The sequence below is a fragment of the Azospirillum agricola genome, from assembly GCF_017876095.1.
Taxonomy (GTDB): Bacteria; Pseudomonadota; Alphaproteobacteria; order Azospirillales; family Azospirillaceae; genus Azospirillum; species Azospirillum agricola.
Genome location: NZ_JAGINM010000003.1, coordinates 196,106 through 211,175, shown reverse-complemented (window position 1 = coordinate 211,175; position 15,070 = coordinate 196,106). Strand labels below are relative to the sequence as shown.

Below are 15,070 nucleotides of genomic sequence, written 5' to 3'. Positions count from 1 at the left end.
AACCATCGCATCATGACCATCCGATCCATCGCCCCCTACGCCCTGCCGACGTCCGGGGAACTGCCCCAGGACAAGGTGTCCTGGACCGTCGATCCGGCCCGCGCGGTGCTGCTGATCCACGACATGCAGGATTACTTCGTGGAGTTCTACGGCCCGGCCAACCCGGCCATCGACTCCTGCATCGCCACCATCGCCAAGCTCAAGCGCCACCTGAAGGCGCAGAGCGTGCCGGTCGTCTACACCGCCCAGCCGGCCGAACAGTCCGACGCCGACCGTGGGCTGCTCAACGACCTGTGGGGACCGGGGCTGACCGCCAAGCCGGCGCTGGCCGGCGTGGTCGAGGCGCTCCGCCCCGACGCCGACGACCGGGTGCTGACCAAATGGCGCTACAGCGCCTTCTTCCGCGCGCCGCTCGCCGAGATGATGGCGGAGAGCGGGCGCGACCAGCTGCTGATCTGCGGCGTCTACGGCCACATCGGCGTGATGCAGACGGCGGTCGAGGCCTTCATGCGCGGCATCAAGCCCTTCCTGATCGCCGACGCCATCGCCGACTTCACGCGCGAGGACCATCTGATGGCGCTGCGCTACGTCGCCCGCAACGCCGGCCGCACCCTCCATTCCAGCGCCCTGCTGGAGCCGGCGCCCGAGGCGCTGACGAAGGAGGGGCTGCGGCGGATTCTGGCCGCAGCGCTCGACGAAGCGCCGGGGGACACCGACAATCTGCTCGATTTCGGGCTGGATTCGATCACGGTGATGCAGCTCGTCAACGGCTGGAAGGCGGCCGGCATCGAGATCGGCTTCGCCGATCTGGCGGCGCGCCCGACCATCGAGGGCTGGTGGGCGCTGCTGCGGGCCAAGCTGGCCGTCCCGGCCTGAGCGGGAGCGCCGACATGACGCTCTTCCAGGGGCAGACCGTCTGGGTGACCGGCGCCAACCAGGGCATCGGGCTGGCGGTGGCGGAGATCTTCCACGCGCGCGGCGCCGCGGTCGTCGGCTTCGACCGGGCGTGGGACGCGGCCGACCAAGCCGGCGGCCGGCCCTTCCGCGCGGTGACGCTCGACATCGCGGACGCCGCCGCCGTCGCGGAGACCTGCGGCGCGCTGGTCGCGGAGGGCCGCGAGCCCGACGTGCTGGTCAACGTCGCCGGCATCCTGCGGCTCGGCGCGCTCGACGCGTTGAGCGGGGAGGATTGGGCGGACAGCCTGGCGGTCAACCTCTCCGGCCCGTTCCACATGATGCGGGCGGCGATTCCGACCTTCAAGCGCAACCGCCGGGGCTGCATCGTCAGCGTCTCCTCCAACGCGGCGCGGGTGCCCCGCGTCGGCATGGCGGCCTACGGGGCGTCGAAGGCGGCGCTGACCAGCCTGACCCTGACCGCCGGGCTGGAACTGGCCGAGTACGGCGTGCGCTGCAACGTGGTGTCGCCCGGCTCCACCGACACGCCGATGCAGCGCGCCATGTGGACCGGGCCGGAGGGGGCGGCGGCCACCATCCGCGGCAATCCCGCCCAGTACAAGGTCGGCATCCCGCTGGGCAAGCTGGCGACCCCGCGGGACATCGCCGAGACGGTGGCCTTCCTCGCCTCCCCCGCCGCCGGGCACATCACGCTCGCCGACATCCTGGTCGACGGCGGCGCGACGCTCGCGGCGTGACGCTTTCCGAGCGCTCCGCCAACACCCCAACGGATCCGAGGACCGCATGACCAACGAGCATTACGTCAACCCGTTCGACGACGACCGCCTCGCCTTCCTCGTGCTGGTGAACGAGGCCCGGCAGCACAGCCTGTGGCCGGTCTTCGCCGCCGTGCCGGAGGGCTGGCGGACCGTCTTCGGGCCGGCCGAACGCGCCGCCTGCCTGGAGCACGTCGAATCCGCCTGGACCGGGCTCACCCCTGCCGGGCTCACCCCCGCCGGCCTCGCCCCCGCCGGCGCCTGATCGCCCGGCTCCGTACAACACGACGAACAGGACACGGCCATGCGGCACATTCCCCTGGTGGGCACGCAGCTCGGCATCTGGCTGGCGGATCACGTCGCCGTCGCCAAGAACGCCTACGTCATCGCGCACGCCATCGAGCTGCCCGGCCCCATCGACGCCGACCGGCTGGCGCGGGCGATCCGTCTCGGGCTCGCCGAGGCCGACACCGTGACCGCCCGCTTCGGCGAGCGGGACGGCGTTCCGGTCCAGACCGTGGGAAATGAAGGCCGCACCGTCCCCGAACCGGAACGCATCGACCTGACGGCGGCGCCCGATCCCGAGGCCGCCGCACGGACGCTGATGGAGTCCGACCTCGCCGGGGATCTGAGCGCCGACGGCGAGCGCCCGTTGTGCCGCCACATCCTGTTCGACCTGTCGTCCACAGAGGCTCCGCGCTGGATCTGGTACCAGCGCTACCACCACATCATGCTCGACGGCTTCAGCTTCAACGCGCTGACCCGCCGCATCGCCAGCCTCTACAGCGCGCTGTGCGCCGACACCCCCGCCGGCGAGTCCCCCTTCGTCCCCGTCGCGGCGGTGGTCGAGGAGGAGGCAGCCTACGCGGCGTCCGACGCCTTCGCCCGCGACCGCGCCTTCTGGACCGGGCGCTGCCGCGATTTTCCGCCGCCCCTCACCCTGTCGGCGCGCGGCGCCAAGCCGACCGAGCAGCAGGCGACCTCGGAGGTCGTCGCCCACACCGCCGACCTGCCGCCGGCCCTCGCCGCCACCCTGCGGGACCACGCCCAGGCCGGCAACGTCGCGGTGGCCGACCTGCTGATGGCCGTCATCGCCGTCTACCTGCACCGGCTGTCCGGCGAGCCGGCGCCGGTGGTCGGCATGCCCTTCATGCGGCGGATGGGGTCGGTGGCGATCCATTCGGTGGCGCCGGTGGTCAACGTGCTGCCGGTGCGCATCGAGCTGACGGGAGCGGCGAGCCTGCTGGACGCCGCCGGCCGCGTCCGCGCCGCGCTGAAGGAGGCGCGCCGCCACCAGCGCTACGACGCCGAGCGTATCCCCCGCGATCTGGGTCAGGTCGGCTCGGGCAAGGCGCTGTACGGCCCGGTCGTCAATTACCGGATGTTCGACTACGATCTGGATTTCGCCGGCATCGCCGCGATCACCCACCATCTGGCCACCGGCCCGGTCGATGATTTCGAGTTCGGGCTGCTGACCCAGGGCGAGCGCGTCGCGCTGGAGCTGCGCGCCGACCGCAGCCGCTACGACCGCGCGGATCTGGTCCGCCACGCCCGCCGCCTGATCCACCTGCTCGACGCCGGCTTGCGTCCCGGCGCCGAACCGCCCGCCCGCCTGCCGTTGCTCGACGCCGACGAGGCCGCCGCCATCGCCGGCTGGTCGGCCGGGCCGGTCTTCGCCCCGCCGTCGCAGCCCGCCACCCTGGTGGATGTGCTGAACCGGCAGGCGGCGGAGACGCCCGACGCCACCGCCCTGGTCTTCGACGACACGGCGATTCCCTTCGGCGAACTGTCGCACCGTGTCGCGCGCGTCGCACGGCTGCTGATCGCCCACGGCATCGGCCCCGGCGACGTGGTGGCGGTGGCGGTGCCGCGCTCGGCCGACGCGGTGGTCGCCATGCTCGCCGTGCTGGCGAGCGGCGCCACCCATCTGCCGCTCGACCTCGACTACCCGACCGAGCGGCTCGCCATGATGTGCGAGGACGCCGGCCCGCGTTGCGCCCTCTCCTGGACGGCGGTCGCCGACCGCCTGCCGGACGGGCTCGGCGCGTTGTGCCTCGACGACCCCGAGATCCTCGCCGCCTGCGCCGCGCTGCCGGGCGCACCGGTCGCGGCGGCGGAGCGGACGGGACCGCTGACGGCGGAGACCGTCGCCACCATCATCTTCACCTCCGGCTCGACCGGGCGGCCGAAGGGGGTGATGAACACCCATGGCGCGCTGCTGAACCTGCTGCTGTCGCACAGCGGCACGCTCTACGGCCCGGCGCTCGCCGCCTTCGCGCGGCGCCACCCCGGCCGGGCGCTGCGCGCCGCCCACACCCATTCCTTCGCCTTCGATTCCTCCTGGCTCCAGATCTTCTGGATGCTGCTGGGGCAGGAGCTGCACGTCTTCGACGAGGAGATGCGGCGCGACGCCTATGCCCTGGCCGAGGAGACCGGCCGGCGCGGCATCGACGCCTTCGACCTGCCGCCCTCCTTCTGCGCCCAGATGCTGGCCTGCGACCTGATGGCGCCGGGCCGCCACCACCCGACCCTGATCCTGATCGGCGGCGAGGCGGCCTCGCCCGCCCTGTGGGCGGACCTCCGCCGCCACCCGGACCTGATGGCCTGCAACCTCTACGGCCCGACCGAGAACACGGTGGACACGCTGCGGGCGCCGGTCGACGCCTCCGACGGCCCGGTCGTCGGCCGGCCGGTCGGCAACGTCCGCGTCCACATCCTCGACCGCCACCTGCAACCGGTCCCCGTCGGCGCGGTCGGCGAGTTGTACATCGCCGGGGCCGGGCTGGCGGCCGGCTATGTCGGGCGGCCCGGCCTGACCGCCCAGCGCTTCGTCGCCAACCCCTTCCGCGCGGGCGAGCGGATGTACCGCACCGGCGACCTCGTGCGCTGGACCGGCGAGGGTCAGGTCGCCTTCATCGGCCGCGCCGACCACCAGATCAAGGTGCGCGGCTACCGCATCGAGATCCCGGAGGTCGAGGGCGCCCTGCAACGGCTGCCCGGCGTCGAGGGCGCCCTGGTGCTGGCCGAGGCGGTGAACGACAGCCACCGGCTGGTCGGCTATTGCGTCGTGCCGGGGGTGGCGGAGGCGGAGCGGGCCGGCCGGTCCCGCGACCTGCTGCATGGGCTGCGCGAGACGCTGCCCGACTACATGGTGCCCTCGGCGCTGGTGGTGCTCGACGCCTTCCCGTTGAACGTCAACGGCAAGGTGGACAAGGCCCGCCTGCCCGCCCCCACGGCGTCGCAGGGCGAATCCGCCCCGGCGACCCCGGCGGAGGCGCTGCTGTTCCGGGCGATGGCCAAGGTGCTGAAGCGGACGGCCGTCGGGGCCGAGACCGACTTCTTCGCGCTGGGCGGCGACAGCATCACCGCCATCGCGCTCGGCAGCGAGCTGCGCGCCCACGGCTTCCTGCTGCGGCCGCGCGACGTCTTCGCCGGCCGCGCGCCCCGGCGCATGGCGCTGGCGCTGACGCCGATGTCCCCGGCCGTCCCGGCGGCGGCACCGTCCCTCGCCCTGCCGGCGGAGGAGCTGGCGGCGCTAACCGCCCGTCATGGCGCGCTCGCGGCGGCGGTGCCGCTGCTGCCCTTGCAGAAGGGCATGCTGTTCCAGACCCAGCTCGGCGACGGGGCCAGCGTCTACAACGCGATCACCCGGCTCGACCTCGACGGGCCGCTGGACGTCGGGCGGCTGCGAAGCGCGCTCGACGCGGTGCTGCGCCGCCATCCGCAGCTCGGCGGGCTGTTCGACCATGAGGGGCGCGACGAGCCGCTGTTCCTGATCCCGGCGCTGCCCCCGATGCTTCCCGGTGGCGACCGGCCGCTCTGGCCGTGGCGGGAGCACGACCTCTCGGCGCTCGGCGAGGCCGAGCGGGCGGCGGAACACGCGCGGATCGAGGCGGAGCTGGTGGCCCGCGACGGGGCGACCGGCCATGCCCTCGGCCTGCTGGGCGCCGTGCTGGTCCGCGACGGCGCCGAGCGCCACCGGCTGCTGATCGCCATTCACCACCTGATCGTCGACGGCTGGTCGACCCCGCTGATCCTGCGCGACCTGCTGACCGCCTACAGCCGTCCGGAAACGCCCCTGCCGCCGCTGGCGGTCGGCTACCCGGCGGTGGTCGGGCAACTCCTCGCCCGCGACCGGGAGCCCAGCCGCGCGGTGTGGAGGACGGCGCTCGACGGCGCGACGCCGACCATCCTGTTCGACCGGGCCCCCCCCGCCGCCACGGTCGAGGAATGCGCGGTGACGCTGCCGGCGCCGCTGACCGACGCCCTGCTGGCCCGCGTCCGCCGCGACGGCCTGACCGTCAACGCGCTGATGCAGGCGGTGTGGGGGCTGGCGCTGAGCGGGCTGGCCGGGCGCGACGACGTGGTGTTCGGCACGCCGCTGTCCGGTCGCTCCAGCGCCGTCGCCGGCATCGCCGAGCAGGTGGGGCTGCTGCTGAACACCGTCCCGGTCCGCGTCCGCCTCGACCCCGCCGCCCCGCTCTGGCCGCAGATCGCCGGCATCCAGGACCGCCATGTCGAGCTGATGGAGCATGACGGTCTGGGCCTCGCCGAGATCCAGGCGCTGGCCGGCGGCGGCCCGCTGTTCGACACCCTGCTGGTGGTCGAGAACTACCCGGACAGCGACTATCTCGGCCTCGACCTCGACGGGGTGGCGATCACCGGAATCCACAACCGGGGCTACAGCCATTACCCGCTGGCCCTGCTGGTGCTGCCCGGCCGCGAGCTGACGCTGCTGGTCGAGAATCGCGGCGCCGTGGCCGATCCCCGCGCTCTCGCCGGGCGGATCCTCGGCGTGCTGGAAGCGCTGGCGACCCGGCCGGAAACCCCGGTCGCCGCCCTGCCGCTGTGGACGGCGGCGGAACGCACCCTCGTCGCGGCGGTCAACGCCACCGCGCGGCCGGTGCCGCCGCTGACGCTGCGCGGCGCGCTCGCCGCCCAGGCGGCGCGGACGCCGGACGCCTTGGCGCTGATCGACGACACGCACCGCCTGACCTTCCGCGAGGTGCGGCGGCAGGTGACGCATCTCGCCGGCCGGCTGCGGGCGATGGGTGTGCGGACCGGCGACGTGGTGGCGGTCGGGCTGCCGCGCTCGGCGCGGCTCAGCCTGTCGCTGCTGGCGGTGATCGAGGCCGGGGCGGCCTATCTGCCGCTCGACCTCGGCTATCCGGCGGAACGGCTGGCCTTCATGCTGGACGACGCCAAGCCGCGCGCGCTGATGACCGACACGGCCTCCCGCCCGCTGTTCGGCGGCACGGTTCCCGTGCTGGCGTTCGACGCGCTGGCCGATGCCCTGGCCGACAACGAGGCCGAAACGGACCTTTCCGTGCTGGCCGACGGGCTGACGCCGGAGCACCCGGCCTACGTCATCTACACCTCCGGCACCACCGGACGGCCCAAGGGGGTGGCGGTCTCGCACGGGGCCATCGTCAACCGCATCCTGTGGATGCAGCACGAGTACCCGCTGGGCGCCGACGACGTGATCCTGCAAAAGACACCCTGCGGCTTCGACGTTTCGGTGTGGGAATTCTTCTGGTCCCACATGGTGGGCGCGCGGCTGGTGATGGCGCCGCCCGACGCCCACCGCGATCCGGCCGCCCTGGTCCGGCTGATCGACGCACACCGCGTCACCACGATGCATTTCGTGCCCTCAATGCTGGCGGTCTTCACCGCGACCGTCACCGAGCTGTTCGGGCCCGACGCTCCGGCCAACACCATCCCGGTCTGCGCCAGCCTGACCCGCGTCTTTTGCAGCGGCGAGGCGCTGGGCAAGACGCTGGCCCGCGAGTTCTCCGGGCGCTTCGCGGCGGAACTCCACAACCTCTACGGCCCGACCGAGGCCGCCGTCGACGTCACCCACCGTCCGGCCTTCGGCGCCCTGCCGACCGAGGGGGCCGGCGTGCCGATCGGCCGGCCGGTGTGGAACACGCAGCTCCGCATCCTCGACCACCGGCTGCGCCCGGTGCCGGTCGGCGCGGCCGGGGAGCTGTATCTGTGCGGCGACCAGCTCGCCATCGGCTATCTCGGGCGGCCCGGCCTGACCGCCGGGCGTTTCGTCGCCGACCCGTTCGACCACGGGCGCCGCATGTACCGCACCGGCGACATGGCCCGCTGGCTGCCCGACGGCGAGGTCGAGTATCTCGGCCGCACCGACCATCAGGTCAAGATACGCGGCCAACGCATCGAGCTGGGCGAGATCGAGAGCGTCATCGAGGGGACTCCGGGCATCGCCCAGGCGGTCGTCCAGGCCGTGGCGCTCGGTGGGGAACGCACCGTCAAGCCCGGCATGGACCAGCGCCAGCTCGTCGCCTATGTCGTCCCCGCCGCCGGAGCGGATCTCGACACGGGCGCCCTGCGCGCCGCGCTGGAGACGGCGCTGCCGGCCCACATGGTGCCGGCCGCCTATGTGCGGCTCGACGCGCTGCCGCTGTCGGCCAACGGCAAGCTCGACCGCAAGGCGCTGCCCCCGCCCGACGCGGCCCGCGCCGGGTCGGCTGGGCGGGAGCCGGCGCCGGGGCTGGAAAGCCGGCTGGCGGCGATCTTCGCCGAACTGCTGGAGGTCGGGCGGGTCGGCGCCGACGAGGACTTCTTCGCCATCGGCGGCCATTCGCTGCTGGCGATGCGGCTGGCGGCGCGCATCCGCCGCGACCTCGGCCGGCAGATCGCCGTCGGCCAGATCATGGTGACGCCGACCGTCGCCCGGCTGGCCGCGCATCTGGCCAGGGGGGAGCTGGCCGGCGACCTCGCCCGCAACGGCTTCGAGCCGGTCATCCACCTGCGCGACGGCTCCGGTCCGCCGCTGATCTGCGTCTATCCCGGCTCCGGCATCGCGTGGCAGTACAGCGTGCTGTCGCGCTACCTGTCGGGCGACCGGCCGATCATCGGCCTGCAATCGCCCCGGCCGAACGGCCCGGTGGCGCTCAGCGCGACGATGGACGAGGTGTGCGACCGCCAGCTCGCCATCCTGCGCGCGGTGCAGCCGCAAGGTCCCTACTTCCTGCTCGGCTATTCGCTGGGCGGCACCGTCGCTTACGGCCTCGCGGTGCGGCTGCGGCGGCTGGGCGAGCGGGTGGCCTTCCTCGGGCTGCTCGACACCTACCCGGCGGAGGCGCACGACTGGAGCGGGCTGGGGCGCGAGGACGCCAACCTCGGCGCCGAGCGCGAGCAGGAGCAGTTCATCGCCGACGCCATGGCCGACGTGATGGACGAGGATCTGCGCCGCGAGAAGGCGGAGATGTTCGGCCACATCTTCGACAACTACAAGGACGCGGTGGCCCTGCTGTCCAAGGCGACAACCCCCGCCTACGACGGCGAACTGACCCTGTTCGTCGCCGAGAGGTCGATCCCGCCGGAGATCGACCCGGAGGGGAGCTGGACCGGCCGGGTCGCGCGGCTCGCCGTCCACCGGCTCGACCATTGCTCGCACGAGGACATCATCTCGCCCTCGTCGCTGCGCGTCGTCGGGCCGCTGCTCGACCGGGTGATCGCGGAGGCGGAGAGGGCCGACGCCCCCGCCCCGCCCCTTGCGCGGGCGGCGTCGTGATGCCTCGATCCGCCGCATCATGGACGCACGACGCCCCGCCCTCTCCGGCGCCCTCCTGGTGGCCCTCATGCTCGGGCTGATCCCTCCCGCCGCCGGGGCGGGAGCCCCCGTCGCCCTCGACAGCCCCGTCGCGGCCTCCCTTTCCGGGACACCGGACGGCGGCACCCACCCGCTGGCGCTGGCGGAGGGCGACTATGTCGAGGGGCTGCTGGACAGCGGCCCGCTGCCGGTCGATCTCCGGCTGGTCGATGCCGGGGGCCGGCCGCTCCGGCTGCTGCTGGGCGGCTCGACCGGGCGCGCCAGCTTCCGCTTCGTCGCCGAGCCGGCCCACGCGGCGCTCCGCATCAGCGGGCGGGAGGCCGGGGCCTACAGCCTGACCCTCACCCGGCGGATCGGACGCGACGGCCAGTTCCCGAATCCGCGCGTCTTCGACAGCCCGACCATCGCCGCCCTGGCCGGGGCGCTGGAGCGGGGAGGAACGACGGACGCTTTCTGGGAGCGCGTGGCGCGGACGGGAACGCCGCTGACCGAGCCGCATGGCCCCGGCACGCTGGTGATGACCTTCCTGGCGCGCGGCGCGCGGCAGAACGTCCGGCTGCTCGGCGGGCCGAGTTCCGACCATGAGCAGCTGGAGCGGCTCGGGACCAGCGACGTCTGGTTCAAGAGTTTCGTCGTCCCGGATTCGACCCGGCTGTCCTACCAGATCGCACCCGACGTCCCCGATTTCCCGGCAAGCTGCCGGGCCTGCCGCGAGGCGATCCTGGCGCAGACCCAGGCCGACCCGCTGAACCCGCGCTCCTGGCCGTCCGACGCGCCGGACCGCTTCAACCGCTGGTCCGTCGTCGATCTGCCGGCCGCCCCGCCGCAGCCGGGCGTTCCGGACGACGCGGCGCCAGCCGGCAGCCCGGACGACCGGCGTTTCGACAGCCGGCGTTTCGACAGCCGCCGGCTCGGCAACAGCCGGGAGGTGACGATCCACACCACCGCCGGCTTCGATCCCGCACGGCCCGACACCATCCTGCTGCTGCTGTTCGACGGTCCCGACTACCGCGACCGGGTGCGGGCTCCCGCCATCCTCGACCGCTTGACCGCCGACGGCCGGCTGCCGCCGGTGGTGACGGCCTTCATCGCCAACCCGAGCGCCGAGACGCGGGCGCGCGAGCTGCCGGGCAACCCGGACTTCGCCGCCATGCTGGCGGACGAACTGCTGCCCTGGCTGGCCGAACGGACCGGGCTTACGCCCCGGCCGGAGCGCACGGTGCTGGCGGGGTCGAGCTATGGCGGGCTGGCGGCCGCGACGGCGGCGCTGGCCCACCCGGAGCGTTTCGGCAACGCGCTGTCCATTTCCGGTTCCTTCTGGTGGCACCCCGAGGGCACCCGACGGGAGCGGCCGGAGCATGTCGCCGGGCTGGTCGCGACGGGAAAACGGGCGCCGGTCCGCTTCTTCCTCAGCGCCGGCCTGTTCGAATCCGGCAGCGCCGGGGATCTCGGCATCCTGGAAAGCTCGCGCCATCTGCGCGACGTGCTGGAAGCGAAGGGGTACGACGTCGCCTACCGCGAATACGCCGCCGGCCACGACTACTACGCGTGGCGCGGCGTGCTCGGCGACGGGCTGCTGGCGCTGTTCGGGCGGGACGGGGCGTTCCGGGAATCGGGGAAAGCCGGAGCCGGCCGATAGCCTCACGCCACCCCGCGCAGCTCCTCCGCCGCCGTCAGGTCGACGCTGACGAGCTGCGACACGCCGCGTTCCGCCATCGTCACGCCGAACAGCCGGTCGACCCGCGCCATGGTCAGGCGGTGGTGGGTGATGATCAGGAAGCGCGTGTCGCCCTGGCGGGCGATGTCCTCGACCAGATCGCAGAAGCGCCCGACATTCGCCTCGTCGAGCGGCGCGTCCACCTCGTCGAGCACGCAGATCGGCGCCGGGTTGGAGCGGAAGACCGCGAACAGCAGCGACAGCGCCGTCAAGGCCTGCTCGCCACCCGACAGCAGCGAGAGCACCTGAAGCTTCTTGCCCGGCGGGCTGGCGTAGATCTCCAGGCCGGCGCTCAGGGGATCCTCGGCGTTGACCAGCTCCAGATGCGCCTTGCCGCCGCCGAACAGGCGGGTGAACAGATCCTGGAAATTGCGGTTCACCGTGTCGAAGCTGGCGACCAGGCGTTCGCGCGCCTCGCGGTTCAGGCTGGCGATCCCCTGGCGCAGGCGGGCGATGGCGGCGGTCAGATCCTCGCGCTCGCCATGCAGGCCGCCGATCTGGGCCTCCAGCTCGGCCGCCTCGATCTCGGCGCGCAGGTTGACCGGCCCCATGGCCTCGCGCTCGCGCGTCAGCTTGTCGAGCCGGGCCTCGACGCCGGCCGCCTCGGGCAGCTCCTCGCCGGGGGCCAGCTCGGCGGCGGCGCGGGTGTCCTGCGGCGCGCAGTTCAGCCGTTCGGCGATGCGCTCGGTCAGGGTCTGCGCCTGCTGCATCGCCGTCGCCACCGCCGCCTCGGCGCGGGCGCGGGCCTCGCGGGAATCGGCGAGCCCGGCCTCGGCGTCGCGCAGGGCCTTCTCGCTCTCGGCCAGCCGCCCTTCGGCCTCGGCCAAGGCATCGACGGCGCGCTTGCGGGCGCGCTCGGCCTCGGCGGTGCGGTCGAGAAGCTCCTGCCGCTCGGCGGCGATCGCCGCCGGACGGCCGGCGAGCTGGGCGATCTCGGTCTCCGCCGCCGCCGCACGCTCGCGCAGTTCCGACACCCGCCCGCCGGCCCCGGCCGAGCGCGTGTCCCAGGAGGCGACCTCCGCCGCGATGGCCGCCAGACGCTGGCGGCGGGACTGCGCCTCGCGGGTCAGACGATCCAGCCCGTTCTGCTTCTCGGCGAGCGCGGCGCGGCGTTCGGCGAGCACGGTGCGCTGCTCGCTGACCCGCTCCCGCCCCTCGCGGGCGTCGGGCAGCGCGTCGAGCAGTTCCAGCGCCTCGTCGCGCCGGGCGGTGGCCTCCAGAAGGTCGGCGTCGAGCCGTTCGATCGCCTCGACCAGCGCCGACAGGCGCGAGGCGGCGGCGTCGGCCTCGCGCGCCAGCTTGGCGTGGCGGTCGCGGGCGGCGTTGACGGCGGCGAAACTCTCGCGCACCGCTTCGCGGGCGCGGCGGTCGGCCAGAACGGCGTCCTCGATGGCGCGCTTGGCGGCGTCCAGCGTTTCGCGCGCCGCCTCGACGCGCTCATCGGACAGGTCCAGCTCACCGCGCAGCTCGGCCAGCCGGTTGCGCTGCTTGAGGCGGACGGCGGCGGCGGTCGGCGCCCCGGCCTGGACGGTGAAGCCGTCCCAGCGCCACGCCCCGCCGTCGCGGCTGACCAGGATCTGCCCCGGCGCCAGCGCGGGCGCCAGCGCCGCGCCGGTCGCGGCGTCGCCGACCACGCCGATGTGGGCCAGCGCGCGGGCGGCGGCGGCCGGGCCGTCGACGCGGGCGGCCAGCGGCTCGACCCCGGCCGGCAGGGCGGCCATGCTGTCGTGCAGCGGGAAATGGCGCCAATGCACCGGGGCCGCCTCGTCGAGCGGCGCGGTCAGCGCGTCGCCCAGCGCGGCGGCCAGCGCTCCCTCATACCCAGGGTCCACCGTCACCGCGTCGACCAGAGGCGGAAACAGGCCGCTCGACCCGGCGGCCAGCAGCTCGGCCAGCGCGCGCTCCTCGGCGCGCAGCTTGGCGCGGGTGGATTCGGCAAGGGACAGCGTCTCGCGGGCGCGGGCCAAGGCCGGCTCGGCGTCGGCCTTGGCGCGTTCGGCGGTTTCCGCCGCCTCGCGGACCTCCTCGAGGCGCTGTTCGGCCAGTTCGACCGCCAGTTCGGCCTCGGTCACGTCGGGCCGGCCGGCGATCTCGGCCTCCAGGGCGGCGCGCTGGGCCTGCTGCTCGGCCAGCCGCCTGGCGACACCGGCGACGCGCGTTTCCAGCTCCCCGGCCTGCCGCTGGGTGGCGGCCCGGCGGGCCTCGTCGGCGGCGACCGCTTCGGTCAGCCGGGTCAATTCACGGTCGAGCCCGTCGACCGCCTCGCGCGCCTCGGCCAGCGCCTCGCGCGCGGCCTCCTCCAGCATCTCCTCGTCGGCCTGGGCCTCGGTCAGCCGGTCGCGCTCGGCCACCAGACGGGCCAGCGCCTCCCCGGCGTCGGCGGCGAGCGCCTCCTCCCGGCCGAGGTCGCCGGCGATCTGATTCAAGCGGGAATGCAGGGCGCGCTGCTGCTCGGCGACGCGGCGCTCCTCGGCGTCGAGCTGCTCGCGGGCGATGACCAGCCGTTGCAGGGCCGCCGCCGCCCGCGCCTCGTCCTGGCGCTTCTCGGGCAGGCCGGCGGCCGCCTCGGTCCGGCGGGTGGTGAGATGATTGACCGACAGCATCAGCTCGCGCACCGCGCCCTCGGCGGCGGCGAAGGCGGCGTGTGCGCGTTCGAGGTCGGCCTGCGAGGCGAGCCAGCGCAGGTGCCACAGCACCGCCTCGGCCTTGCGGATGTGTTCGGAGAGGTTGCGGTAGCGGGCCGCCTGCCGCGCCTGCTTCTTCAGGCTCTGGAGCTGCGTGTCCATCGCCCCGATGATGTCGTCGAGGCGGGTCAGGTTGCCTTCCGCCGCCTTCAGCCGCAGCTCGGCCTCGTGCCGGCGGGAATGCAGGCCGGTGATGCCGGCCGCCTCCTCCAGCAGGCTGCGGCGGTCCTGCGGCTTGGCGCCGATGATCTGGGCGACCTTGCCCTGGCTGACCAGTGCCGGGGAGTTGGCGCCGGACGCGTTGTCGGCGAAGAGAAGCTGGACGTCGCGCGCACGCACCAGCTTGCCGTTGATGCGGTAGTCGGAGCCGGAGCCGCGCTCGATCCGCCGCGTCACCTCCAGCTCGTCCAGCTCGTTGAAGCCGGCGGGCGCGGTGCGCGAGCGGTTGTCGACGACCAGCGCCACCTCGCCCAGGTTGCGCGCCGGGCGGTTGGACGTGCCACCGAAGATGACGTCGTCCATGTCGTCGCCGCGCATGCGCTTGGCAGAGGTCTCCCCCATCACCCAGCGCAGCGCCTCCACCAGGTTCGACTTGCCGCAGCCGTTGGGGCCGACGATGCCGGTCATCCCGGGTTCGATCACCAGATCGGTGGAATCGACGAACGACTTGAAGCCGGACAGGCGGAGACGCGTGAACTGCACCGGGAAACGACCTTTTTTACTTCAGCAGCTTGTCGATGGCCTTGGCGAAGACCTCGAAGGACTGCGCGCCCTCGACCCTCTCCTTGCCGTCGTTGAGGATGAAGGTCGGGGTCGCCTCCACCTTGTGCTGGTTCTGGCCGACCATGCGGCTGTTCAGGATGCCGTCGGCCAGCTGGGTGTTGGCGAAGCAGGCGTCGATGGTCTCCTGGCTCATCCCGGCCAGCTTGCCGTATTGGGCCAGCGCCTTGGCCGGATCGGCGGCGCGGGCCCACTGGGCCTGGCTCTTGAACAGAACGTCGGTCAGCGGGAAGTAGCGCTCGGTCGGGGCGCAATGGGCCAGCATGCTGGCGCTCAAGGCCGCCTTGTCGAAGGGGAAGTCGCGGAAGACCAGCTTCACCTTGCCGGTGTCGATGTAGGCCTCCTTGATCTTCGGCAGCACCTCGGTGTGGAAGACGGCGCAGTGCGGGCAGGTCATCGACGAATAGTCGAGGATCGTCACCGGGGCCTTCGGATCGCCCAGCACGCGCTCGGCCAGCAGCTGGTCCAGCGGCGGCAGCGGGGCGGCGGCCTGCGCCGAGGCCGGCGCGGCGGTCAGCCCGGCCCCGCCCAGCGTGGCGGTGATCCCAACGGCGAGAAGCCCGGCGAGTCCCAAAATCTTGCGGTTCACGATGCCTTCATCCTTACCAGATGTTGTCGATGTATAGACAATGACCGG

At 73.5% G+C, this 15,070-nt stretch carries 7 protein-coding genes; 5 read left to right on the top strand and 2 right to left on the bottom strand.

Features of this window, described 5'->3' with window-relative positions; all coding sequences use genetic code 11:
* The first annotated feature begins 12 nt into the window (after positions 1–12).
* Genes J2847_RS05300 through J2847_RS05280 form a run of 5 tightly spaced genes read left to right on the top strand, consistent with a single transcriptional unit; the run spans position 13 to position 10,891 of the window.
* Entirely contained in the window at positions 13–876 is an 864-nt protein-coding gene (locus J2847_RS05300) for an isochorismatase family protein (protein ID WP_209777694.1), read from the top strand.
* Between the two features lie 14 nt (positions 877–890).
* Positions 891–1,652, top strand: coding sequence for a 2,3-dihydro-2,3-dihydroxybenzoate dehydrogenase (gene dhbA, locus J2847_RS05295; protein WP_209777692.1), 762 nt, complete (start codon positions 891–893; stop codon positions 1,650–1,652).
* 46 nt (positions 1,653–1,698) lie between these two features.
* Entirely contained in the window at positions 1,699–1,935 is a 237-nt protein-coding gene (locus J2847_RS05290; protein WP_209777691.1) for an MbtH family protein, read from the top strand.
* Between the two features lie 39 nt (positions 1,936–1,974).
* A complete protein-coding gene (locus J2847_RS05285; RefSeq protein ID WP_209777689.1) occupies positions 1,975–9,213 on the top strand; it encodes an amino acid adenylation domain-containing protein in 7,239 nt (2,412 codons plus the stop codon).
* Between the two features lie 19 nt (positions 9,214–9,232).
* Positions 9,233–10,891 (top strand): alpha/beta hydrolase-fold protein, encoded by a 1,659-nt coding sequence (locus tag J2847_RS05280; protein ID WP_233474300.1) that lies wholly within the window; start codon positions 9,233–9,235, stop codon positions 10,889–10,891.
* 2 nt (positions 10,892–10,893) lie between these two features.
* Here the strand turns inward: J2847_RS05280 and smc are convergent, their stop codons facing one another.
* Together smc and J2847_RS05270 are read right to left on the bottom strand one after the other, a co-directional pair.
* Entirely contained in the window at positions 10,894–14,355 is a 3,462-nt protein-coding gene (gene smc / locus J2847_RS05275; RefSeq protein WP_209777688.1) for a chromosome segregation protein SMC, read from the bottom strand.
* 16 nt (positions 14,356–14,371) lie between these two features.
* Positions 14,372–15,022, bottom strand: coding sequence for a DsbA family protein (locus J2847_RS05270; protein WP_085554286.1), 651 nt, complete (start codon positions 15,020–15,022; stop codon positions 14,372–14,374).
* Positions 15,023–15,070 lie beyond the last annotated feature (48 nt).

Bases quoted from the DNA above. Each gene is read 5' to 3' on its own strand.
- J2847_RS05300 (WP_209777694.1), top strand. From the start codon at position 13: ATGACCATCCGATCCATCGCCCCCTACGCCCTGCCGACGTCCGGGGAA.
- dhbA (WP_209777692.1), top strand. From the start codon at position 891: ATGACGCTCTTCCAGGGGCAGACCGTCTGGGTGACCGGCGCCAACCAG.
- J2847_RS05290 (WP_209777691.1), top strand. From the start codon at position 1,699: ATGACCAACGAGCATTACGTCAACCCGTTCGACGACGACCGCCTCGCC.
- J2847_RS05285 (WP_209777689.1), top strand. From the start codon at position 1,975: ATGCGGCACATTCCCCTGGTGGGCACGCAGCTCGGCATCTGGCTGGCG.
- J2847_RS05280 (WP_233474300.1), top strand. From the start codon at position 9,233: ATGGACGCACGACGCCCCGCCCTCTCCGGCGCCCTCCTGGTGGCCCTC.